Here is a 23351-nt window from a genome sequence, read left to right on the forward strand (position 1 = left end):
TTCTTTCTGTGCCGTCATCTGTGCGAAGAAGGCGAGCATTTTGGCATCTTTGGCGTCGGTTTTGGTCAGCGACTGCGATTGGGCAAACTGATGCGTCTGACGCGGGTTGGCGATAATCACGGCTATGTCTGCTCGTTGGTTTTAGACAAAGACGAAACGGCGATGACGAAGTTTCGTTTGGCGATGTCGATACCTGCGTAATGGTATCGGGTACTCATCATCAACCTGCCTTGCATTCGGTTGTGTTGTCCGGCAACTGTCCGGTTGTGTCGATGGGTTGCCCTGCCGCTCCCTGAGCTGCGCAACGGTTGTGTGCCTTGGGTGGGCGCGGGTGGCGGCCGGGCGGTTTGTTGCTATGATACGGTGATTCCAATATACAAGGGTGGGCTTCAGCCCACCAACCCCGCCAATCAAACCAACCCCGCAAATGCCGGCAAACCGATGCCGTCTGAAAACGGAGTCGGTAAAAACGGTGGGTTTGGCAACATTGACGGAATCGTTGGAATCGGCGAATCAAACGGAATCGGTGAAGACGGTGGAATCGGTGGGCTGAAGCCCACCCTGCGGCGCACTCTGTATCCAACCAACCCCGAACAACTTCCCAAACAACGCCGCGAGCCCCGGGAGTTTGCCGTTTCCCTGCAAAATCTGCGATACAATGCCGTCTGAAACCCACCGGCAGAATCCGCAATGAACACACAACCCCCCGACACACAACGCTGGGCACTGACCCTATCCTACGACGGCAGCCGTTTTTACGGCTGGCAGAAACAGGCGGGCGGCGTACCGACCGTTCAGACGGCATTGGAAACCGCGCTCGCCCAAATCGCAGGAGAATCTGTCGCCACCACCGTTGCCGGCAGAACCGACACCGGCGTGCACGCCACCGCCCAAGTCGTCCACTTTGACACAACTGCCGTCCGTCCCCAACAGGCATGGGTACGCGGCGTAAATACCCACCTGCCCGAAGGCATTGCCGTTTTGCACGCCCAACAGGTCGCCCCCGCATTTCATGCCCGATTTGACGCATACGGACGACATTACCGCTACCTGCTCGAATCCGCCCCCGTCCGTTCCCCCCTGCTCAAAAACAGGGCAGGCTGGACACACCTCAAACTCGACATCGCGCAGATGCGGCAGGCTGCCGCCTTATTGATCGGCGAACAAGACTTCTCCAGCTTCCGTGCCGCCGACTGCCACGCAAAATCCCCCGTCAAAACCATCTACCGCGCCGACCTTACCCAAAGCGCAGGACTCGTCCGCCTCGATTTGCACGGCAACGCCTTTTTGCACCACATGGTACGCAACATCATGGGCGCGCTCGTTTATGTCGGCAGCGGCAGACTCAGCGTCGAAGGCTTCGCCGCACTGATTCAAGAACGCAGCCGCCTCAAAGCCCCACCGACCTTCATGCCCGATGGGCTTTACCTGACCGGCGTCGACTATCCCGAGGCATACGGCATCATCCGTCCCCAAATCCCCGAATGGCTTTAAAACATTCTTGTCGCGGAGATTTTGAAATCGGACAAACTGTCAGGCAATCTTTTTCAATGTTGACACTACCTCATCAAGGTAATAACATTGTTATTACATAAACTGGTAAATAGGGTACGTATATGATTCTCAACATACGCAAAATGGGAAACTCGCAAGGAGTGATTCTGCCCAAATCATTATTGAGTCAAATAGGGGCAGTGGACAGCTTGGCTGTTACAGTTGAAAAGGGCAATATTATTTTAAGCTGTCCTACCGTTCGCAGGGGATGGGCAGAAGCTGCCGCAATGCTTGTCGAAACCGAGCAGGAGCATTTTTTTTCCGAAATTGAAAACGAAGCGGATAAAGAATGGATATGGTAGTACGCGGCGGAATCTATCTGGTCTCCTTAGACCCGACCGTAGGAAGCGAAATCAAAAAGACACGTCCTTGTGTCGTAGTATCTCCTCCTGAAATACACAACCATCTCAAGACTGTGCTGATCGTTCCTATGACGAGCGGAAGCCGTCCTGCCCCGTTCCGCGTCAATGTCCGCTTTCAGGATAAAGACGGTTTGCTTTTGCCCGAACAGATTAGGGCTGTGGATAAAGCCGGATTGGTCAAACATCTTGGAAATTTAGACAACAGTACGGCTGAAAAACTGTTTGCAGTATTGCAGGAGATGTTTGCCTGATTGAATAGTCTGAATGGATTGTGTTCATTATCCTGCCGCAGGGTCGGGTTTTACACTCGCCCGCAATCTTTTCCTCCTTTCAGACGGCATTCAAAACGGAAAACCTTGCTGCCGCCATTTTTACCGGCAGGAGTCTGAACCTGTCGGTTCAGACGGCATTTTATTGTAGGGTCGGGTTTCACATCCGCCCGTTCCGAAAGAAACCGCGTGTGCGGTTTTTGCTGTCTTTATAACCCCCGGTTTGCAATGCCCTCCAATGCCTTCCCAAGTAAGTGTTGTAAAAATGCAAATCTTAAAAATTTTAAATAACCATATGTTATAAAACAAAAAATACCCGTAATATCTCTATCCGCCCTTCAAAATGCACATCGGATTCCACACAAAAACAGGCAGAAGTTTGTTTTTTCAGACAGGAACATCTATAGTTTCAGACATGAAATCGCCGAACCCCTCGGCGGTAGGTGTAAAGCCTAAGCGGATTGGAAAGTTAGGTCTGCTTAAATTTCTTAACTACGAAAAGGAATACAGCAATGAAAAAATCTCTGATTGCTCTGACTTTGGCAGCTCTGCCTGTTGCAGCGATGGCTGACGTTACCCTGTACGGTACAATTAAAGCAGGTGTAGAAGTTTCTCGCGTAAAAAATCAAGGCGTAAAAACCAAAACTGCAACCCAAATTGCCGACTTCGGTTCTAAAATCGGTTTCAAAGGTCAAGAAGACTTCGGCAACGGCATGAAAGCCATTTGGCAGTTGGAACAAAAAGCCTCCATCGCCGGCACTAACAGCGGCTGGGGTAACCGCCAATCCTTCATCGGCTTGAAAGGCGACTTCGGTACCGTCCGCGCCGGTAATCTGAACACCGTATTGAAAGACAGCGGCGACAACGTCAATGCATGGGAATCTGGTTCTAACACCGAAGATGTACTGGGACTGGGTACTATCGGTCGTGTAGAAAGCCGTGAAATCTCCGTACGCTACGACTCTCCCGTATTTGCAGGCTTCAGCGGCAGCGTACAATACGTTCCGCGCGACAATGCGAATGATGTGGATAAATACAAACATACGAAGTCCAGCCGTGAGTCTTACCACGCCGGTCTGAAATACGAAAATGCCGGTTTCTTCGGTCAATACGCAGGCTCTTTTGCCAAATATGCTGATTTGAACACTGATGCAGAACGTGTTGCAGTAAATACTGCAAATGCCCATGCTGTTAAGGATTACCAAGTACACCGCGTAGTTGCCGGTTACGATGCTAATGATCTGTATGTTTCTGTTGCCGGTCAGCATGAAGCTGCTAAAAACAACGAGGTTGGTTCTCCCACTATTGGTAAAAAACACGAGCAAACTCAAGTTGCCGCTACTGCCGCTTACCGTTTTGGCAACGTAACGCCTCGCGTTTCTTACGCTCACGGCTTCAAAGCTAAAGTGAATGGCGAGAAAGTAGCAAGTTACCAATACGACCAAGTTATCGTTGGTGCCGACTACGACTTCTCCAAACGCACTTCCGCTCTGGTTTCTGCCGGTTGGTTGAAACAAGGCAAAGGCGCGGAAAAAGTCGAAAAAACTGCCAGCATGGTTGGTCTGCGTCACAAATTCTAATCTGAAAAGATTGGTATCAACAAAAAGCCTGTCGTCAGACAGGCTTTTTTATTTGAAATGATTCGTTTGCTATTTAATGCGGCAGCCTTCATTCCCACGAGAGTGGGCATTTATCGGGAAAGCAGAAACTTCTCCGCCGTCATTCCCACAAACCTACATTCCGTCATTCCCACGAAAGTGGGAATCTAGGACGCAGGGCTGAAGAAACCGTTTTATCCGATAAGTTTCCGCACTGACAGACCTAGATTCCCGCCTGCGCGGGAATGACGGGATTTCTGTTTTTGATTTTTTTGTTTTTGGGGAATGACGGAATTTGAGGTTGCGGGCATTTATCGGGTAAAACGGAAATTAAGCGTTGCGAAAATTTATCCGAAATCACAGCAACTTTTCCGCGTCATTCCCGCGAAAGTGGGAATCCAGGACTCAAAATCTCAAGAAACCGTTTTGCCCGATAAGTTCCTGCACTGACAGACCTAGATTCCCGCCTGCGCGGGAATGACGAATCCATCCGCACGGAAACCTGCACCACGTCATTCCTACNAACCTACATACCGTCATTCCCACGAAAGTGGGAATCCAGGACGCAGGGTTGGAGAAACCGTTTTACCTGATAAGTTTCCGCACCGACAGACCTAGATTCCCGCCTGCGCGGGAATGACGGGATTTCTGTTTTTGATTTTTTTGTTTTTGGGGAATGACGGGATTTGAGGTTGCGGGCATTTATCGGGTAAAACGGAAATTAAGCATTGCGAAAATTTATCCGAAATCACAGCAACTTTTCCGCGTCATTCCCACGAAAGTGGGAATCTAGAACGTCAAATCTCAAGAAACCGTTTTATCCGATAAGTTTCTGTTCCGACAGCTCTGGATTCCCGTCTGCGCGGGAATGACGAAATTTCTGTTTTTGATTTTTTTGTTTTTGGGGAATGACGGGATTTCTGTTTTTGATTTTTTGTTTTTGCGGGAATGACGGGATGCGGGTTTTCGTGCGGCGTTTTTCGTGCTTTGCTGTTTTGCTATAATCCGCCCTTTTTGAGGATGGGTGCGGTATGAGTCTTTACGCTTTGCTCTTGGTTGCGCTGGGAATGTCGATGGATGCGTTTGCCGTCGCGCTGGCAAAGGGTGCGGCGGTCAGGATGCCCCCGCGCAAAATTGCAGCAACGGCTTTGGTGTTCGGCACGGTCGAAGCACTCACGCCGCTGGCAGGCTGGGTAGGCGGTTTTTATGCCAAGCCGTTTATCAGCGAATGGGACCATTGGGTGGCTTTTGTCCTGCTGGGCGGGCTGGGTCTGAAAATGATGCGAGAAGGGTTGTCCGGCGAGGCGGAGGACGCGCGGGAAAGCAAACGGGAAAGCTGGTGGTTGACGGTTCTGACTGCTTTTGGAACCAGTATTGATTCCATGATAGTCGGGGTGGGCTTGGCGTTTATGGAGGTAAACATCGCCTTTGCCGCCGCCGTAATCGGTATGGCGACTACGGTGATGGTTACCATCGGGCTGACGGCGGGAAGGGCTTTGGGCGTATTGTTCGGCAGGCGTACGGAATTTGCCGGAGGTTTGGTGTTGATTGCCATCGGTACATGGACGCTCTTGTTGCATTTGGGTTTGATTCAATGATGTCGGAAAATAAAATGCCGTCTGAAGCTTTACCGGTTTCAGACGGCATTTTGTTAAACTTGATTCTTTATCGTTATTATTGTGTAAAGCTATTGAAAATAAAATATTGATTTTCCGCAAATATGGCTAAAGGTGCGATAGGTACACTGAAGAAATAATCGGCAGAACAGGTTTGCCTGCCGGTTTGAACAATAATTTTAACCTACCATAAGGAATACACGATGTCTTTCAAACTCCGTTACCTCGCATCAGTATTGGCATTGTCTTCACTGTTGGCGGCATGCGGCGGTCAGGAAAAGTCTGCGGCAGGTAATGCTTCTCCTGCTTCTGAGACCGAAGCGGCTTCCCAAGTACAGGCCTCGGAAGCCGTTCCTTCCGCTTCATCGGCCTCGCCCGAAGACCAAGACCTTTTGAAACGCGCGCAAGGCGTATTCCAACCTCTGCCGACTGTCGAAGAAATGCAGAAAATCCGTCCGTTTACCGAAGAACAGGTCAAACTCGGACACCAACTCTGGTATGAACCGCGCCTTTCCAAAGGCAATACCGTGAGCTGCAACTCTTGCCACAACCTTGCTTCCGCCGGTGTGGACAATATGCCGACCAGTCAGGGGCACAAAGGGCAGTTCGGCGGACGCAACTCGCCTACCGCATTGAATGCCGCGCTGCTGGGCAGCCAGTTTTGGGACGGACGTGCGGCNGACGTTGAAGAACAGGCGGGCGGGCCTTTGGTGAATCCGGTGGAAATGGCGAATGATTCGCAAGAGGCGGCTGCAGCCAAAATCGCCAAAGTTCCCGAATATCAAGAAATGTTTAAAAAAGCTTTTCCTGAAGACGGCGCGGTTTCGTTTAAAAACATCACTACCGCATTGGGTGCGTTTGAGCGTACCCTGCTGACGCCGACCAAATGGGACGAATACCTCAAAGGCAATGTCAACGCCCTGAGCGAACAGGAACGAAAAGGCGTGCGCGCGTTCATGGACAACGGCTGTATTGCCTGCCACAACGGTGTCAACCTTGGAGGTACGACCTTCCAGAAATTCGGTCTGGTCGAAGGGCCGTATTGGAAATTCATTGAAGACCCGAAACGCGACAAAGGCCGTGCTGACGTAACCAAAAAAACCGAAGACGAATTTTTCTTCCGTGTTCCGGGGTTGCGTAACGTGGCTAAAACTTATCCGTATTTCCACAACGGCAGCGTGTGGGAGCTGGATAAGGCAGTTACCATCATGGGTAAGGCACAATTGGGTAAAGACATTCCGAAAGAAGATGTGGATAACATCGTCGTATTCCTGAATGCACTTTCCGGCAATGTTTCCGAATCAGCGCGCACGATGCCGGAACTGCCCCTGACCGCACCGATGGAATCTAAGCCGGACAACAAATAATCCGGTCGGTACGCAAAAATGCCGTCTGAAACGGGAATCTGTTTTAGACGGCATTTTATATTTCGTCGCGTCAGATACGCAGAATATACCGTAGCAACTGTATTTTTGCCCGACGGGGTGAAAAATACAGTTGCTACGCATCCGCCCTACACCTGAAAAGATTTCAAACGATCTTTTATACCAGATACAAAAATATGCCGTCATTCCCACCGAATCCACACTATCCTAATCGATTCAAATCGATATGGGAACTTATATTCCGTCATTCCCACGAAAGTGGGAATCTAGGACTCAGGGTTAAGGAAACCTACATCCCGTCATTCCCACGAAAGTGGGAATCTAGGACTCAGGACTGGAGAAACCTTTTTACCCGATAAGTTTCCGTGCCGACCGGTCTGGATTCCCGCCTGCGCGGGAATGACGGGATTTTGGTTTGCTGTTTTTGTGAAAATGGCGAAACCGTGCAAATGCTGATGCCGTCTGAAACACTGTTTGATTGTTTCAGACGGCATTTTTTGTTCACATCGATCAAGCCGCGTTGTCGAAGCCGCTGTGGCGCAGCAGTGCGTCTATGCTCGGTTCGCGTCCGCGGAAGGCTTTGAAGGACTCTGCCGCGCTGCGGGAGCCGCCGACGGCGAGGATTTCTTGCCAGAAGCGTTTGCCTGTGGCGGCGACGTCGTTGCTTTCTTCAAAGGCGGCGTATGCGTCGGCGCTGAGGACTTCCGCCCATGCGTAGCTGTAATAGCCTGCGGAATAGCCGCCGGCGAAGATGTGGCCGAAGCTCAAGGCGAAGCGGTTGTATTCGGGCGGTTGGATGACGGCGACTTCTTTGCGCACGCTGTCTAAAACCTGTTGCCAGTTTTTCAGACGGCCTTCGTTGTCTTCGCTGTAAATGGTCATGTCGAAGAGGGCGAACTCCATTTGTCGGACGAGAAACATACCGCGTTGGAAGTTTTTGGCGGCAAGCATTTTGTCGAAGAGTTCTTTCGGCAGGGCGGCGCCGGTTTCTTCGTGGGCGGACATTTGTGCCAAGACGTCGTATTCCCAGACGAAGTTTTCCATAAACTGGCTGGGCAGCTCGACTGCGTCCCACTCGACGCCGTTGATGCCGGATACGCCCAGTTCGTCGACTTGGGTGAGCAGGTGGTGCAGGCCGTGGCCGGTTTCGTGGAAGAGGGTAAGGATTTCGTCATGGCTCAAGCGGGCTTCTTTGCCGCCGACGGGCGGGGTGAAGTTGCAGACGAGGTAGGCGGTGGGCAGTTGCAGCGTGCCGTCTGAAAAACGGCGGCGACCTTTGTAGTCGTTCATCCACGCGCCGCCGCGTTTGCCTTCGCGTGCGTACAAATCCATATAAACGCCGCCTATGGTTTTGCCGTTTTGTTCCAGCTCGAAGTAGCGCACGTCTTTGTGCCAGACGGGAACGGTTTTTTCGGCGAATCCGATACCGTAGAGTTTTTTGATTTGGGCGAACAGGCCTGCCAGAACTTTGCTGACGGGGAAGTATTTTTTGACTTCGGTTTCGCTGAATGCGTATTTGGCTTCGCGCAGTTTTTCGCCGGCGTAGCTCAAGTCCCACGGCTGCGGGTCGGCGAGGTTCAGGCTTTCGCGGGCGAAGGCTTTGACTTCGGCGAGGTCTTTTTCGGCGTAGGGTTTGGCACGGCGGGCGAGGTCGTGCAGGAAGTTTAAAACTTGTTCGGGGGTGTCCGCCATTTTGGTTGCCAGCGACAGCTCGGCGTAGTTTTTGAAGCCGAGCAGTTTGGCGGTTTGCAGGGCGTTTTCGAGCGTGCGGTCGATGTTGGCGGTGTTGTCGAATTTGCCGTCGTCTGAAAGTTCGCTGGCGCGGGTAACGTAGGCGCGGTAGATTTGTTCGCGCAGTTCGCGGTTGTCGGCGTATTGGATGACGGCGAGGTAGTGCGGAATCTGCAAACCGATTTTGTAGCCTGTTTTGCCTTCGCTTTGCGCGGCGGCGGCAAACATGGCGAGCGCGTCTTCGGGAATGCCGGCAAGCGGTGCGGCATCGTCAAAGTAAATGCCGAACGCGTCGGTCGCGTCTAGGACGTTTTGGGAGAATTTGGCGGAAAGTTGCGCGCCTTCGGTTTGCAGTTTTGCCAGTTCTGCCTGCTGTTCGGGCGGCAGTTCCGCGCCGCTCAATACGAAATCGCGCAGGTCGTGGTTGAGCTTGGTTTTTTGTGCGGGGGAAAGCGTTGCAAATTCGGGGGAATTTTTGATGGTTTTGAAGCGGTTGTATAGCTCGATGTCTTGTCCGATTTCGGTGAAGAAGACGGTGATTTCGGGCATCAGTTCGTTATAGACGGCGCGCAGTTCGGGCGTATCGACGACGGAGTTGAGATGCGATACCACGCCCCAAATCCTGCCGACGCGTTCGGTGATGCCGGTCAGGGATTCGACGGTGTTTGCCCAGCCGGTGTGCGTTTGGGCTTTGATGGCGGCGATTTGTCCGCGCGCTTCGGCGATGGCGGTTTGCAGGGCGGGTTTGATGTCTTCGGTTTTGATTTGGTCGAAACGGGGTTCTTCGCCCAAGTGGAGCAGTGCGTTGTCAGTCATAAGATGGGTTTCCTTTGCGTGTTGTGCTTCAGACGGCATATCGGCAATATGCCGTCTGAAGCCGGAAATGGTGCCGGATGGGAAAAGTTAAAGTGTTTCGGAGTCGGCGGGATGATTTAACAGGCGGTATTGTACGCGCAAAAACTCGTCCATAACCGCCTGCTGGATTTCCAGCCGCTTTGAAACGGGGGAGGCGAAGCGGACGATGATGCGGTATGCCTTGTCGTCGTACGGCACGCGGGTAACGCGCGGTCTGGCGGCGGGCGTGATAAACAGTTTTTCCGCCTGCACGTTTTCCAAATGCCGTTGGATGGCGGGGATGTAGGGCGCGCACAAGGGTTCGAGTACGGCTTTCAGACGGCATACGGCTTCATCCGAATCCAAATGGATGGGAACGGGGATTTCGACCGTATGGATGACATAGTCGCCCAAAATATTGTCGCGGCGCACGGGGTGGCTCAACAACAGGCTGTTGGGGAAAGAAACGGTGGTTCCCGCAAGCTGTCCGACCAAGGGGTTCGGGCCGACCTGCATCATCAGCGTGTTCAACAGGTTGATGTCGACCACGCGCCCGCGCAGGCCGTTGATTTCGATATAGTCGCCGACCGAGTATTGCTGGGTGGCAGACCTTAAAATACTGCCCGACAAACACATAATCAGTTCCTTCGTCGCCACGACGACCGCCGCCGCCACCGCAAACATTGACAAAGCCAGCGTTTGAATTTGCGCCGACCAGATAAATGCCAGCGAAAACAGCACCAAAAGCAGCGTTATATTGCGGCTGGCAACCAAAAACCGCCGCTTGCTTTCGATGCCGAAATCCGGATGCCGTCTGAAGTGGATATTCAACAGAAGGGCGCGCGCCAGCAGCAAAGCCGCGACCGCCGCCACGGATTCGGCCGCCTCCGCACGTATCGGGACGGCATCGAGCCAAGTGTCCAACATATTCCATATTTCCATTTCCGCGCCCCTGTCCGAAAAGTATAGAGTGTAGATTTTAGTGGCAAAAAAACGCTTTTGCCACTTTGCCGGCAAATCCCGCGCCCGTACCGGCCACCAATGCGCCGCCCTCCCCTTCAGACGGCATACGGATGCGGATAACGCTGAATCAGGCGGCGAAATCGGCTATAATACACAATTATATACGCCGTCCCGCCCGCTTTTTTCACAAGGTGCGGACTGTTTTGGCGACATCGCAAAATCTTTTCAAAATCCGGCAAAAAATATGACTGAACAAAAACACGAAGAATACGGTGCCGACAGCATTCAGGTGCTCGAAGGCTTGGAAGCAGTACGCAAACGCCCCGGCATGTACATTGGCGACACGCAGGACGGCAGCGGCCTGCACCACATGGTGTTCGAAGTATTGGACAACGCCATCGACGAAGCACTGGCGGGACATTGCGATAAAATCACCGTAACCATCCATGCCGACAATTCCGTCAGCGTGGCCGACAACGGCCGCGGCATGCCCACCGGCATCCACCCGAAAGAAGGACGCTCCGCCGCTGAAGTCATCATGACCGTCTTGCACGCTGGCGGTAAATTCGACAACAACAGCTACAAAATCTCCGGCGGCCTGCACGGCGTGGGCGTGTCCGTCGTTAACGCGCTGTCCGACTGGGTAACGCTGACTATTTACCGCGATGGCAAAGAACACTTCGTCCGCTTCGTGCGCGGCGAAACCGAAGAGCCGTTGAAAGTTGTCGGTGATTCCGATAAAAAAGGCACGACCGTGCGCTTCCTCGCCAGTACGGAAACCTTCGGCAACGTCGAATACAGCTTCGACATCCTTGCCAAACGCATCCGCGAACTTTCCTTCCTGAACAACGGCGTGGACATCGAATTGACCGACGAACGCGACGGCAAACACGAAAGCTTCGCACTTTCCGGCGGCGTGGCAGGTTTCGTGCAATACATGAACCGAAAAAAAACGCCGTTGCACGAAAAAATCTTCTACGCGTTCGGCGAGAAAGACGGCATGAGCGTCGAATGCGCGATGCAGTGGAACGACAGCTACCAAGAAAGCGTGCAGTGCTTTACCAACAACATCCCTCAGCGCGACGGCGGTACGCACTTGACTGCGTTGCGCCAAGTGATGACGCGAACCATCAACAGCTACATCGAAGCCAACGAAGTCGCCAAAAAAGCCAAAGTGGAAACCGCCGGCGACGATATGCGCGAAGGTTTGACCTGCGTGTTGTCCGTCAAACTGCCCGACCCCAAATTCTCGTCCCAAACCAAAGACAAACTGGTTTCCAGCGAAATCGGCCCCGTCGTCAACGAAGTCATCAACCAAGCCCTGACCGACTTCCTCGAAGAAAACCCGACCGAAGCCAAAATCATCACCAGCAAAATCGTCGATGCCGCGCGCGCGCGCGAAGCCGCCCGCAAAGCCCGTGAAATCACCCGCCGCAAAGGCGTGATGGACGGCTTGGGGCTGCCCGGCAAACTCGCCGACTGCCAAGAAAAAGATCCTGCCTTGTCAGAACTTTATCTGGTCGAGGGCGATTCTGCAGGCGGTTCCGCCATGCAGGGCCGCGACCGCAAATTCCAAGCGATTTTGCCGCTTAAGGGCAAGATTTTGAACGTTGAAAAGGCGCGCTTTGAAAAAATGCTCGCCAGTCAGGAAGTAGCCGCTTTGATTACTGCGTTGGGCGCAGGTATCGGCAAGGAAGAATTCAATGCCGAGAAGCTGCGTTACCACCGCATCATTATCATGACCGATGCCGACGTGGACGGCGCGCACATCCGCACCCTGCTCCTGACCTTCTTCTACCGCCAAATGCCCGAACTGGTCGAGCGCGGCTACATCTATATCGCCCAGCCGCCTTTGTATAAAGCGAAGTACGGCAAACAGGAACGTTACCTCAAGGACGAGTTGGAAAAAGACCAATGGCTGCTCGGACTCGCCTTGGAAAAAGCCAAAATCGTTTCAGACGGCAAAGTGCTGGAGGGGAAAGATTTGGAAAGCGCCGCCAAGCAGTTCCTGCTGGCAAAAACCGTTATCGGACAGGAAAGCCGCATCATCGATGATTTGGTGCTCAAGGCGATGCTGTATGCCGAACCCGTCGATTTGTCTTCGGCAGATAGCACAGACCGCGCCATTGCCAATCTTTCCGCCTTGTTGGATGAAAAAGAAGTGGTGTTGGAACGCGTGGAAGGACACGAAGGCAACCGCTTCATCAAGATCACGCGCAAGCTGCACGGCAATGTGATGACCAGCTACCTCGAATCCAAATTCCTCAACAGCAAAGCCTATCAGACCATTGTTCAGACTGCCGCCGTGCTGAAAGGTTTGGTTGCAGCCGGTTCGACCTTGTTTAAGGGCGAAACCGAATATCCTGTCGGCAGCTTTGAAGAAGCGTTGGACATCCTGTTGCAAAACGTGCAAAAGGGTATGAGCATCCAGCGGTATAAAGGTTTGGGCGAGATGAACCCCGAACAGCTGTGGGAAACGACGATGGATCCGTCCGTGCGCCGCCTTCTGAAGGTACGCATTGAGGACGCCATTGCCGCCGACGAAGTGTTCGTTACCCTGATGGGCGACGAGGTCGAGCCGCGCCGTGCCTTTATCGAGAACAACGCGCTGATTGCCCAAAATATCGACGCATAAGTCAAAATGAAAAAAGGAGACGGGCAGCTTGCCGCGTCTCCTTTTGGTTTGTCAAACGGAAGCCATGCCGTCTGAAAAAACCGTCGGAGTAAAATATGATCAGTATTTTTGATATTTTTAAAATCGGTATCGGTCCTTCCAGTTCGCATACGGTCGGCCCGATGAAGGCCGCCGCTGCCTTTGCCGCAGGCTTGGACGCGCAAATCGCCCGCATCGCCATCGACATTTACGGCTCGCTTGCACTGACAGGGCGAGGGCACGGTACGTTTGACGCGCTGATGCTCGGTTTGGAAGGCAGCCTGCCGCACGATATTCCGCTTGCCGACATTCCCGACCGCCTCGAACGTATCCGCTCCCAGCATATCCTACTGCTTAACGGAGATGAAATTGTGTTCGACCCCCGGCGCGATTTGCATATACGCGGCGACCAAGTGCTGCCCAAACATCCGAACGGCCTGCGTTTCACCGCCTATGCTTCAGACGGGGCAGTCTTGAAGGAGCAGGTTTATTATTCGGTCGGCGGCGGCTTTGTCGTTACCGAAGAAGATTTCGAGCGGCAGGCGGAAACGGAAAAAACCGTTCCTTATCCTTACAACAGTTGTGCCGAGCTGCTTGCCCAATGCCGTCTGAACCAGCTGGATATTTCCGAAGCCGTGTTGGCAAACGAAGCCGCGCTTGCCGGATGCAGCGAAGCCGAAATCCGCCGCCGTGTTGCCGGTGTTGCCGAGGTTATGGAAGGCTGCATCAAGCGCGGTTTGGCGGCAGACGGCGAACTGCCCGGCGGATTGAACGTTCGCCGCCGCGCCCCGCAGCTTGCCGCCAAGCTCAAAGTCTTGCGCGAAACCGAAATCGTCAACACTCAGCTTTGGCCGATGGTATACGCCATGGCGGTCAACGAAGAAAACGCCGCCGGCGGACGCGTCGTTACCGCCCCGACCAACGGCGCGGCAGGCATCATTCCCGCAGTATTGCACTATTTCCGCAAGTTCAATCCACACGCCACTCAGGAACGTGTCGAAAACTTCCTGCTCACCGCAGGCGCAATCGGCATCCTCTACAAAACCAATGCCTCCATCTCCGGGGCGGATGTCGGTTGTCAGGGAGAAGTCGGCGTAGCGTGTTCGATGGCGGCGGGCGCATACGCCGAAGTTATCGGCGGCACGCCCAAACAAGTGGAAAACGCCGCCGAAATGGCGATGGAACATCATCTGGGCCTGACTTGCGACCCCGTCGGCGGACTGGTGCAAATCCCCTGCATCGAACGCAACGGCATAGCCGCCGAAAAAGCTCTTAAGCTTGCCACCCTGGCATTATTGGAAGACGGCACGGACAAGAAAGTCTCGCTCGACGAAGTCATCCAAACCATGTTGCAGACCGGTCGGGATATGAAGGCAACCTACAAAGAAACCTCGCTCGCCGGACTCGCCGCTACACTCCAGAAAAAAGCTATCCCCGTATCCGTGCGCGTGGTTGAGTGCTGAGAATGGACAGAAACAGAAATGCCGTCTGAAAACAGTTTTTCAGACGGCATTTCATTTATTTCTTGTGGGTTTACCGCTTCAACGCCAGCGTCAATACACCTGCCGTTACCAGTCCCAAGCCTATCCATTCCTGCGTACTGGGGCGTTCGTCGAGGAAGACTACTGCCATCAGGGCAACCAGAACCAGGCTGAATTTGTCGACGGGGGCGACTTGCGAGGCGTTACCCAGTTGCAGGGCTTTAAAATAGGCGAGCCAAGATGCGCCGGTAGCAAGGCCGGATAGGATGAGGAATGTCCAGTTGCGGCCGGTAAAGCCGTTCACACCCTGCCATTTGCCGGTGTAGGTTAAAAATAATAATAAAGCGGCGAGGATGACCAAGGTACGGATAAAGGTGGCGAAATCTGAATCTATACCCTGTAAACCCATTTTGGCGAAAATGGCGGTCAATGAGGCGAAGCCTGCCGATGCCAATGCCCAAAATAGCCATGCGTTGCTGCTCATGTTTTATTCCCTTGTTTCAAATTGTTGACAATATGAATCCGCTTGTTGATGAAATATCAAAATTTTCACTGCGGTTTGTCTTTGGAAAACGTTATAATAGAACGAATATTCTTTTTCTTCCAGCCGTCTTTAGTGTATTGTTTCAGACGGCCTTTCCCTCTCTCAATAAAGGAAAATCATGAGCTTCAAAACCGATGCCGAAATCGCCCAATCCTCCACCATGCGCCCGATTGGTGAAATTGCTGCCAAGCTGGGTTTGAACGTTGACAACATCGAGCCCTATGGTCATTACAAAGCCAAAATCAATCCTGCCGAAGCGTTTAAACTGCCGCAAAAACAAGGCCGTCTGATTTTGGTTACCGCCATCAACCCGACTCCGGCGGGCGAAGGCAAAACCACCGTAACCATCGGTTTGGCGGACGCATTGCGCCATATCGGCAAAGACTCTGTGATTGCTTTGCGCGAGCCTTCTTTGGGTCCGGTGTTCGGAGTGAAAGGCGGCGCGGCAGGCGGCGGCTATGCCCAAGTTTTGCCGATGGAAGACATCAACCTGCACTTCACCGGCGACTTCCACGCCATCGGTGCGGCGAATAACCTGCTCGCCGCCATGCTCGACAACCACATCTACCAAGGCAACGAGTTGAACATCGATCCGAAACGTGTGCTGTGGCGGCGCGTGGTCGATATGAACGACCGCCAGTTGCGCAACATCATCGACGGTATGGGCAAACCCGTTGACGGCGTGATGCGTCTTGACGGTTTTGATATTACCGTTGCCTCCGAAGTGATGGCGGTATTCTGCCTTGCCAAAGACATCAGCGATTTGAAAGAGCGTTTGGGCAACATCCTCGTCGCCTACGCCAAAGACGGTAGCCCCGTTTACGCCAAAGATTTGAAAGCGAATGGCGCGATGGCGGCCCTGCTCAAAGATGCGATTAAGCCCAACTTGGTACAAACCATCGAAGGCACGCCGGCCTTTGTACACGGCGGCCCGTTCGCCAACATCGCCCACGGCTGCAACTCCGTTACCGCCACCCGTTTGGCGAAACATCTTGCCGATTACGCCGTAACCGAAGCAGGCTTCGGCGCGGATTTGGGCGCGGAAAAATTCTGCGACATCAAATGCCGTCTGGCGGACTTGAGACCTGATGCGGCTGTTGTTGTGGCCACTGTTCGCGCTTTGAAATACAACGGCGGCGTGGAGCGTGCCAACCTCGGCGAAGAAAACCTCGAAGCCTTGGCAAAAGGCCTGCCTAATCTCTTGAAACACATTTCCAACCTGAAAAACGTATTCGGTCTGCCCGTCGTCGTCGCCATCAACCGCTTCGTGTCCGACTCCGATGCCGAGTTGGCCATGATTGAAAAAGCCTGCGCGGAACACGGCGTTGAAGTTTCCCTGACCGAAGTCTGGGGCAAAGGCGGCGCGGGTGGTGCAGACTTGGCGCACAAAGTCGTCAATGCCATCGACAACCAACCTAATAACTTCGGTTTCGCCTACGATGTCGAGTTGGGCATCAAAGACAAAATCCGTGCGATTGCCCAAAAAGTGTACGGCGCGGAAGATGTCGATTTCAGCGCGGAAGCGTCTGCCGAAATCGCCTCACTGGAAAAACTGGGCTTGGACAAAATGCCGATCTGCATGGCGAAAACCCAATATTCTTTGAGCGACAACGCCAAACTTCTAGGCTGCCCCGAAGGCTTCCGCATTACCGTGCGCGGTATCACTGTTTCCGCAGGCGCAGGTTTCATCGTTGCGTTGTGCGGCAATATGATGAAAATGCCGGGTCTGCCGAAAGTTCCGGCTGCCGAGAAAATCGATGTGGACGCAGAAGGCGTGATTCACGGCTTGTTCTGAGTGGTTTTCTGAAACCGGATGCCGTCTGAACGCTGTTTCAGACGGCATTTTTGCAGGATGCTGGAGGCAATATGTTATAATTCTCCGTTAAATTTCTCTATTTTCAGGAAAAAACATGAGTTTGAAATGCGGCATCGTCGGTTTGCCCAACGTCGGCAAATCCACCCTCTTTAACGCGCTGACCCAATCGGGCATCGAAGCGGCAAACTATCCTTTCTGTACCATCGAACCCAACGTCGGCATCGTCGAAGTGCCCGACCCGCGCATGGCGGAGCTGGCGAAAATCGTTAATCCGCAAAAAATGCAGCCCGCCATCGTCGAATTCGTCGATATTGCCGGTTTGGTTGCAGGCGCGAGTAAAGGCGAAGGCCTGGGCAACCAGTTCCTTGCCAACATCCGCGAGACTGACGCGATTGTTAACGTCGTGCGTTGCTTTGACGACGACAACATCGTCCACGTTGCAGGCCGCGTCGATCCGATTGCCGACATTGAAACCATCGGCACAGAGTTGGCACTTGCCGACCTGGCAAGTGTCGAAAAAGCCATCGTCCGCGAAGAAAAACGCGCCCGCTCAGGCGACAAAGACGCGCAAAAACTGGTCGATTTGTGCAAAAAACTGCTGCCGCATCTGGATGAAGGCAAGCCTGTACGCTCCTTCGGTTTGGACGCGGAAGAACTCGCCATGCTCAAACCGCTGTTCTTGCTGACTGCCAAACCTGCCATGTACGTCGGCAACGTTTCCGAAGACGGTTTTGAAAACAATCCGCACCTCGACCACCTGAAAGAATTGGCTGCAAAAGAAAACGCCCCCGTCGTCGCCGTATGCGCCGCGATGGAGAGCGAAATCGCCGAATTGGAAGACGACGAAAAAGCCGAGTTCCTCGCCGAAATGGGCTTAGAAGAACCGGGCCTGAACCGCCTGATCCGCGCGGGCTACGACCTCTTGGGCCTGCAAACCTACTTCACCGCCGGCGTAAAAGAAGTCCGCGCGTGGACGATACACAAAGGCGACACCGCCCCGCAAGCCGCCGGCGTGATTCACACCGACTTCGAACGCGGCTTCATCCGCGCCCAAGTCATCGCCTACGAAGACTTCATCGTTTTAGGCGGCGAAGCCAAAGCCAAAGAAGCCGGCAAAATGCGTGTGGAAGGCAAAGAATACGTCGTGCAAGACGGAGATGTGATGCACTTTTTGTTTAACGTGTAAACCATGCCAAGCAGTTACATAGTATATTCTTTGCTAATATTCATTGGTTTATCATTATTATTCATATTGATTTCTTTGGCTTTTTTAGCAATCTCAAGCCATAAATCATTTAGAGAAATAAAATCAACATCCTTATGGATGTTGATTGGCTCATTTTTATTAATAACCATTGAGCTCATGCTAAGTTTGACTGACGACTCCTTACAATTTCTTTCAAAACCATGTATAGGAGCACAACTTGGGATTTTCTTTTGCTTATTAATAAATTGCGGCCTATTAATATACTGTTTCAATAAGTATCAGAATAATAAAAAATATGCTTCTTTGAATGAATCTGTGCTTATACTAGGCATTATGCAAGTTACTATTTGCATGAGTATTACTTCTGCCTTCCAAAATGCAATCTTTATTTTACAAATAGCAGCAGACTCTGTTTATTTGTTGTTACCCACTTTGGTAATCTATGAATTTAGTAAAACATCTTCCATCTCCCCAAAAGGGAAATATTTACTGAATCAAGCGAAAAAGAGAAAGGACAAAGATTTCTAATGAGCGTCATCCAAGACCTGCAATCGCGCGGCCTTATCGCGCAAACTACCGACATCGAAGCCTTAGACGCTTTGTTGAACGAACAAAAAATTTCCCTTTATTGCGGTTTCGACCCGACTGCCGACAGCCTGCATATCGGACACCTGCTGCCCGTATTGGCATTGCGCCGCTTCCAACAGGCGGGGCATACGCCGATTGCCTTAGTAGGCGGCGCGACCGGTATGATCGGCGATCCCAGCTTCAAAGCTGTGGAGCGCAGCTTGAATTCCGCCGAAACCGTTGCCGGCTGGGTAGAAAGCATCCGCAACCAACTGACCCCTTTCTTAAGCTTTGAAGGCGAAAATGCCGCCATTATGGCGAACAACGCCGACTGGTTCGGCAAAATGAACTGCCTCGACTTCCTGCGCGACATCGGCAAACATTTCTCCGTCAACGCCATGCTGAACAAAGAATCCGTCAAACAGCGCATCGACCGCGACGGCGCAGGCATTTCCTTCACCGAGTTCGCCTATTCCCTGCTGCAAGGCTACGACTTCGCCGAGTTGAACAAACGCCACGGCGCGGTTTTGGAAATCGGCGGCTCTGACCAATGGGGCAACATCACCGCCGGTATCGACCTGACCCGCCGCCTGCACCAAAAACAAGTATTCGGCCTGACTCTGCCTTTGGTTACCAAATCAGACGGCACCAAATTCGGTAAAACCGAAGGCGGCGCAGTATGGCTGAACGCGAAAAAAACCTCGCCGTACCAGTTCTACCAATTCTGGCTGAAGGTCGCCGATGCCGATGTGTATAAATTCCTGAAATACTTTACCTTCCTGTCGGTTGAAGAAATCGATGCCATCGAAGCGAAAGACAAGGCAAGCGGCAGCAAGCCCGAAGCGCAACGCATCCTCGCCGAAGAAATGACCCGCCTGATTCACGGTGAAGCCGCCCTGCAAGCCGCACAGCGCATTTCCGAAAGCCTGTTTGCCGAAGACCAAAGCCGGCTTACCGAAAGCGACTTCGAGCAGCTCGCCCTCGACGGACTGCCCGCATTTGAAGTTTCAGACGGCATCAACGCCGTCGAAGCCTTGGTCAAAACCGGCTTGGCATCCTCCAACAAAGAAGCGCGCGGCTTTGTCAACGCCAAAGCGGTATTGCTCAACGGCAAACCTGCCGAAGCCAACAATCCGAACCATGCCGCCGAACGCCCCGATGATGCCTATCTGTTGACCGACGAACACAAACGTTTCGGCAAATACACCATCCTTCGGCGCGGCAAACGCAACCACGCGCTTTTGGTTTGGAAATAATCCGATTGCCGCAGAAATGCCGTCTGAAGGTTTCAGACGGCATTTTTATCAAATGCAAAACACCCTGCGCCTGCCGATATGCCGTCATTTCCACGCAGGCGGGAATCTAGGTCTGTCGGTGCGGAAACTTATCGGATAAAACGCTTGCTCCAACCCTGCGTTCTAGATTCCCACGTTCATGGGAATGACGGGATTTCAGTTTGCGGATTGATTTGAAGTTGCAAAATCCCAACGGATCGGATTACCGCCTGTGGGAAATAACGGCGGAAGGAGACCTTTGCAAAACTCCCCAAAAATCCCCTAAATTCCCACCAAGACATTTAGGGGATTTCTCATGAGCACCTTCTTCAGGCAAACCGCACAAGTCATGATCGCCAAGCACATCGACCGCCTCCCATTGCTAAAGTTAGATCAAGTGATTGATTGGCAACCGATCGAACAGTACCTGAACCGTCAAAGAACTCGTTACCTTAGAGACCACCGCGGCCGCCCCGCCTATCCCCTGTTGTCCATGTTCAAAGCCGTCCTGCTCGGACAATGGCACAGTCTCTCCGATCCCGAACTCGAACACAGCCTCATTACCTGCATCGACTTCAACCTGTTTTGCCGTTTTGACGAACTGAGCATCCCCGATTACAGCACCTTATGCCGCTACCGCAATTGGCTGGCGCAAGACGATACCCTGTCCGAATTGCTGGAACTGATTAACCGCCAACTGACCGAAAAAAACCTAAAAGTAGAGAAAGCATCCGCCGCCGTCATTGACGCCACCATTATTCAAACCGCCGGCAGCAAACAGCGTCAGGCCATAGAAGTGGATGACGAAGGACAAGTCAGCGGCCAAACCACACCGAGCAAAGATAAAGATGCCCGTTGAACAAAGAAAAACGGCTTCTACAAACTCGGTTACAAACAACATACCGTACCGATGAGGAAGGCTATATCGAGAAACTGCACATCACTCCCGCCAATACCCATGAGTGCAACCACCTGTTGCCTTTGCTGGAAGGAATAGCCAAAGACACAACCGTCTATGCCGACAAAGGCTATGACAGCGAGGAAAACCGGCAACATCTGGAAGAGCATCGGTTATTAGACGGCATTATGCGCAAAGCCCACTGCAACCGTCCGCTGACGGAGACGCAAACCAAACGCAACCGGTATTTATCGAAGACCCGTTATGTGGTCGAACAAAGCTTCGGTACGTTACACCGTAAATTCCGCTATGCCCGGGCAGCCTATTTCGGGCTGATTAAAGTGAGTGCGCAAAGCCACCTGAAGGCGATGTGTTTGAACCTGTTGAAAGCGGCCAACAGGCTAAGTATGCCTGTTGCCGCCCCAAAGGCGGTTGGATGCCTGATTATCGGGTATCCGGGGAGGATTAAGGGGGTATTTGGGTAGAATCAGTGGATATGTGAAACAAAAACAGCCGAAAATCTTTGTTTAGATTTCGGCTGTTGAGGGGAGAAAGAATTTTGCAAAGGTCTCGGAAGGTTTTTTGTCCTCCTGACAGATGTCCGCAATCTGAAATCCCGGCCGTGGGAGCGACGGTATAAATATTTCTATTTCCATCCAATATAAAATGCCGTCCGAACATTGTTCGGACGGCATTTTTAATGCTTCAAATCAGTTGGTGCCGACTTTGATTTTCTGCCACAGGCTGACCGACAGTTTTTTCGCATCCGCGCTCATTTGCGGCATCACGAAACCGTCTTTCATATCCTGCTCGTTCGGGAAGATGGAACGGGTGTTCACCAGCTCGGCAGGCATTTTTTCGCGCGCCGGTTTGCTGGCGGGGGCAAAGGTTACGGCGATGCCGTTTTTCGCCGCGATTTCGGGGTCGAGCGTATAGTTGATGTATTTGTGGGCGTTGGCGACGTTTTTCGCATCGGCGGGAATCAGCCAAGACTCAATCCAGAAGCCCATACCTTTCGGTGTCAGCACTTCGATGCCGACGTTGTTTTTCACTTCTTCGGAACGTGCTTTCGCCAAGTTCAAATCGCCGCCGTTGCCTGCCGCCAGGCAGATGTCGCCGCGTGCCAGCTCGTCGATGATGGACGGGCTGAAACGTTTGACATCCGGACGGATAGACTTCAACACTTCCGCCGCCGCCTTCAAATCTTCAGGATTCGAGCCTTTGGGGTCTTTGCCCAAGTAGTTCAGCAAAATCGGGAACATTTCGCTCGGGGTGTCCCACAAGGCGATGCCGCAGGATTTCAGCTTGCGGGTGTATTCGGGTTTGAACAGCAAATCCCAGCCGTTTTGGGGCAGCTTGCCGCCCAAAAGCTCTTTGCCCTTCGCCGTAATCGCAATCGTGTTTACGCCGGAGAAATAGGGGACGGCATACTGGTTGCCCGGGTCGGCGGTTTCCAGCATTTTCAAGAGTTCGGGATCGATGTTTTTATAGTTGGGAATCAGGTCTTTGTTGACTTTTTGATACGCGCCCGCCTCGATTTGGCGCGGCAGGAAGGCGATGCCCGGCACAACCAAATCGTAACCGGATTTGCCGGTCAGCATTTTGGCTTCCAGCGTTTCATTGTTTTCGTACAAGTCGTAAGTCAGCTTCAGATTGTTGGCTTTTTTAAAGTCTTCGACCGTACTCTCGTCAACATAGTTCGACCAGTTGTAGATGTTCAGAGTATCGGTGGCAGCGGCTTCGGCATTGGCAGCAGACGCAGCGTCTGCTTGAGGTTGCACGGCGTTTTTTTCGCTGCCGCCGCAGGCTGCCAGAGACAGCGCGGCCAAAACGGCTAATACGGATTTTTTCATACGGGCAGATTCCTGATGAAAGAGGTTAGAAAAAAAGAAAACCCCGCGCCCCATAAACACCCCGGCGCAAGGTTTGGGCATTGTAAAGTAAATTTGTGCAAACTCAAAGCGATATTGGACTGATTTTCCTAAAAAATTATCCTGTTTCCAAAAGGGGAGAAAAACGTCCGCCCGATTTTGCCGTTTTCCTGCGCTGTCAGGGTGTCCGACGGGCGGATAGAGAGAAAAGGCTTGCATATAATGTAAACCCCCTTTAAAATTGCGCGTTTACAGAATTTATTTTTCTTCCAGGAGATTCCAATATGGCAAACAGCGCACAAGCACGCAAACGTGCCCGCCAGTCCGTCAAACAACGTGCACACAATGCTAGCCTGCGTACCGCATTCCGTACTGCAGTGAAAAAAGTATTGAAAGCAGTCGAAGCAGGCGATAAGGCAGCTGCACAAGCGGTTTACAAAGAGTCTGTTAAAATTATCGACCGTATCGCCGATAAAGGCGTATTCCATAAAAACAAAGCGGCACGTCACAAAAGCCGTTTGTTTGCAAAAGTGAAAGCCCTGGCTTAATTTTTGCAAAACCGCTAAGGCGGTTTTTTATATGTAATAAGCAAAAAACCCTGAAGCCTGACGGTTTCGGGGTTTTTCGCATTGGGAAGGCCAAAGCTTAAAATATCGGAAAATGTACGGTTTTTTATTTGAACACGCTATAAAATATCATCTTAAAACAATGTGTCGGCAATGGGGAGG

The 23351-nt window shown here is 52.3% G+C and carries 20 protein-coding genes and 2 pseudogenes; 16 read left to right on the forward strand and 6 right to left on the reverse strand.

The window, feature by feature from the left end; translation table 11 throughout:
• Positions 1–236, reverse strand: a pseudogene (locus tag ACRPFF_RS04670) (IS110 family transposase); the annotation flags it as partial.
• 28 nt (positions 237–264) lie between these two features.
• On the opposite strand from ACRPFF_RS04670, the gene ACRPFF_RS04675 reads away from it, so the two are divergent.
• From ACRPFF_RS04675 to ACRPFF_RS04710, 8 genes are all read left to right on the forward strand, one after another.
• The gene (locus ACRPFF_RS04675) at positions 265–669 is read left to right on the forward strand and encodes a hypothetical protein (RefSeq protein WP_432673936.1); all 405 of its coding nucleotides are present in this window, start codon (positions 265–267) and stop codon (positions 667–669) included.
• A gap of 21 nt (positions 670–690) precedes the next feature.
• Positions 691–1494, forward strand: coding sequence for a tRNA pseudouridine(38-40) synthase TruA (gene truA / locus ACRPFF_RS04680; protein WP_432673938.1), 804 nt, complete (start codon positions 691–693; stop codon positions 1492–1494).
• A gap of 122 nt (positions 1495–1616) precedes the next feature.
• Positions 1617–1856: an AbrB/MazE/SpoVT family DNA-binding domain-containing protein gene (locus tag ACRPFF_RS04685; RefSeq protein WP_002227726.1), complete on the forward strand. Its 240-nt coding sequence runs from the start codon at positions 1617–1619 to the stop codon at positions 1854–1856.
• Positions 1844–2167 (forward strand): type II toxin-antitoxin system PemK/MazF family toxin, encoded by a 324-nt coding sequence (locus ACRPFF_RS04690; protein ID WP_432673940.1) that lies wholly within the window; start codon positions 1844–1846, stop codon positions 2165–2167. The genes ACRPFF_RS04685 and ACRPFF_RS04690 overlap by 13 nt, the downstream gene beginning before the upstream one ends.
• Before the next feature lie 13 nt (positions 2168–2180).
• Positions 2181–2336, forward strand: coding sequence for a hypothetical protein (locus tag ACRPFF_RS04695; RefSeq protein ID WP_219207893.1), 156 nt, complete (start codon positions 2181–2183; stop codon positions 2334–2336).
• 361 nt (positions 2337–2697) lie between these two features.
• On the forward strand, positions 2698–3765 hold the full coding sequence (porB, locus tag ACRPFF_RS04700) for a trimeric porin PorB (protein WP_432673941.1): 1068 nt from the start codon (positions 2698–2700) through the stop codon (positions 3763–3765).
• A gap of 1049 nt (positions 3766–4814) precedes the next feature.
• On the forward strand, positions 4815–5381 hold the full coding sequence (locus tag ACRPFF_RS04705; RefSeq protein WP_432673942.1) for a manganese efflux pump MntP: 567 nt from the start codon (positions 4815–4817) through the stop codon (positions 5379–5381).
• Positions 5382–5602: 221 nt separating this feature from the next.
• On the forward strand, positions 5603–6766 hold the full coding sequence (locus tag ACRPFF_RS04710) for a cytochrome-c peroxidase (protein WP_432673943.1): 1164 nt from the start codon (positions 5603–5605) through the stop codon (positions 6764–6766).
• Positions 6767–7294: 528 nt separating this feature from the next.
• Here ACRPFF_RS04710 and ACRPFF_RS04715 read toward each other — a convergent pair.
• Together ACRPFF_RS04715 and ACRPFF_RS04720 are read right to left on the reverse strand one after the other, a co-directional pair.
• Positions 7295–9331, reverse strand: coding sequence for a M3 family metallopeptidase (locus ACRPFF_RS04715; RefSeq protein WP_432673977.1), 2037 nt, complete (start codon positions 9329–9331; stop codon positions 7295–7297).
• A gap of 87 nt (positions 9332–9418) precedes the next feature.
• Positions 9419–10291, reverse strand: coding sequence for a mechanosensitive ion channel family protein (locus ACRPFF_RS04720; RefSeq protein WP_308018177.1), 873 nt, complete (start codon positions 10289–10291; stop codon positions 9419–9421).
• A 265-nt stretch (positions 10292–10556) separates the two neighbouring features.
• On the opposite strand from ACRPFF_RS04720, the gene gyrB reads away from it, so the two are divergent.
• Both gyrB and ACRPFF_RS04730 read left to right on the forward strand, forming a co-directional pair.
• A complete protein-coding gene (gene gyrB / locus ACRPFF_RS04725) occupies positions 10557–12947 on the forward strand; it encodes a DNA topoisomerase (ATP-hydrolyzing) subunit B (protein WP_107997079.1) in 2391 nt (796 codons plus the stop codon).
• Between the two features lie 95 nt (positions 12948–13042).
• Complete coding sequence (locus tag ACRPFF_RS04730; RefSeq protein ID WP_432673945.1) at positions 13043–14428, forward strand: L-serine ammonia-lyase; 1386 nt, start codon at positions 13043–13045, stop codon at positions 14426–14428.
• 70 nt (positions 14429–14498) lie between these two features.
• Here the strand turns inward: ACRPFF_RS04730 and ACRPFF_RS04735 are convergent, their stop codons facing one another.
• Positions 14499–14930, reverse strand: coding sequence for an EamA family transporter (locus ACRPFF_RS04735; RefSeq protein ID WP_107792106.1), 432 nt, complete (start codon positions 14928–14930; stop codon positions 14499–14501).
• 178 nt (positions 14931–15108) lie between these two features.
• Here ACRPFF_RS04735 and ACRPFF_RS04740 point away from each other — a divergent pair, with 178 nt between their 5' ends.
• Entirely contained in the window at positions 15109–16785 is a 1677-nt protein-coding gene (locus ACRPFF_RS04740) for a formate--tetrahydrofolate ligase (protein ID WP_432673947.1), read from the forward strand.
• Positions 16786–16900: 115 nt separating this feature from the next.
• Positions 16901–17992 (forward strand): redox-regulated ATPase YchF, encoded by a 1092-nt coding sequence (gene ychF, locus ACRPFF_RS04745; RefSeq protein ID WP_432673949.1) that lies wholly within the window; start codon positions 16901–16903, stop codon positions 17990–17992.
• A 14-nt stretch (positions 17993–18006) separates the two neighbouring features.
• Here the strand turns inward: ychF and ACRPFF_RS04750 are convergent, their stop codons facing one another.
• On the reverse strand, positions 18007–18285 hold the full coding sequence (locus tag ACRPFF_RS04750) for a hypothetical protein (RefSeq protein ID WP_170314416.1): 279 nt from the start codon (positions 18283–18285) through the stop codon (positions 18007–18009).
• A gap of 255 nt (positions 18286–18540) precedes the next feature.
• On the opposite strand from ACRPFF_RS04750, the gene tyrS reads away from it, so the two are divergent.
• The 3 genes and pseudogenes from tyrS to ACRPFF_RS04765 all read left to right on the forward strand — a co-directional run.
• A complete protein-coding gene (gene tyrS, locus ACRPFF_RS04755) occupies positions 18541–19836 on the forward strand; it encodes a tyrosine--tRNA ligase (RefSeq protein WP_432673951.1) in 1296 nt (431 codons plus the stop codon).
• Between the two features lie 16 nt (positions 19837–19852).
• Positions 19853–19975 (forward strand): hypothetical protein, encoded by a 123-nt coding sequence (locus ACRPFF_RS04760; RefSeq protein WP_432673953.1) that lies wholly within the window; start codon positions 19853–19855, stop codon positions 19973–19975.
• 195 nt (positions 19976–20170) lie between these two features.
• Positions 20171–21174, forward strand: a pseudogene (locus tag ACRPFF_RS04765) (IS5 family transposase); the annotation flags it as partial.
• 288 nt (positions 21175–21462) lie between these two features.
• Here the strand turns inward: ACRPFF_RS04765 and ACRPFF_RS04770 are convergent.
• Entirely contained in the window at positions 21463–22605 is a 1143-nt protein-coding gene (locus tag ACRPFF_RS04770; RefSeq protein WP_432673954.1) for an extracellular solute-binding protein, read from the reverse strand.
• A gap of 302 nt (positions 22606–22907) precedes the next feature.
• On the opposite strand from ACRPFF_RS04770, the gene rpsT reads away from it, so the two are divergent.
• A complete protein-coding gene (rpsT, locus tag ACRPFF_RS04775; protein WP_311398456.1) occupies positions 22908–23171 on the forward strand; it encodes a 30S ribosomal protein S20 in 264 nt (87 codons plus the stop codon).
• Positions 23172–23351 lie beyond the last annotated feature (180 nt).

Origin of the sequence: Neisseria sp. SLRRB23 (genome assembly GCF_050896295.1) — a bacterium.
Classification (GTDB): Bacteria; Pseudomonadota; Gammaproteobacteria; order Burkholderiales; family Neisseriaceae; genus Neisseria.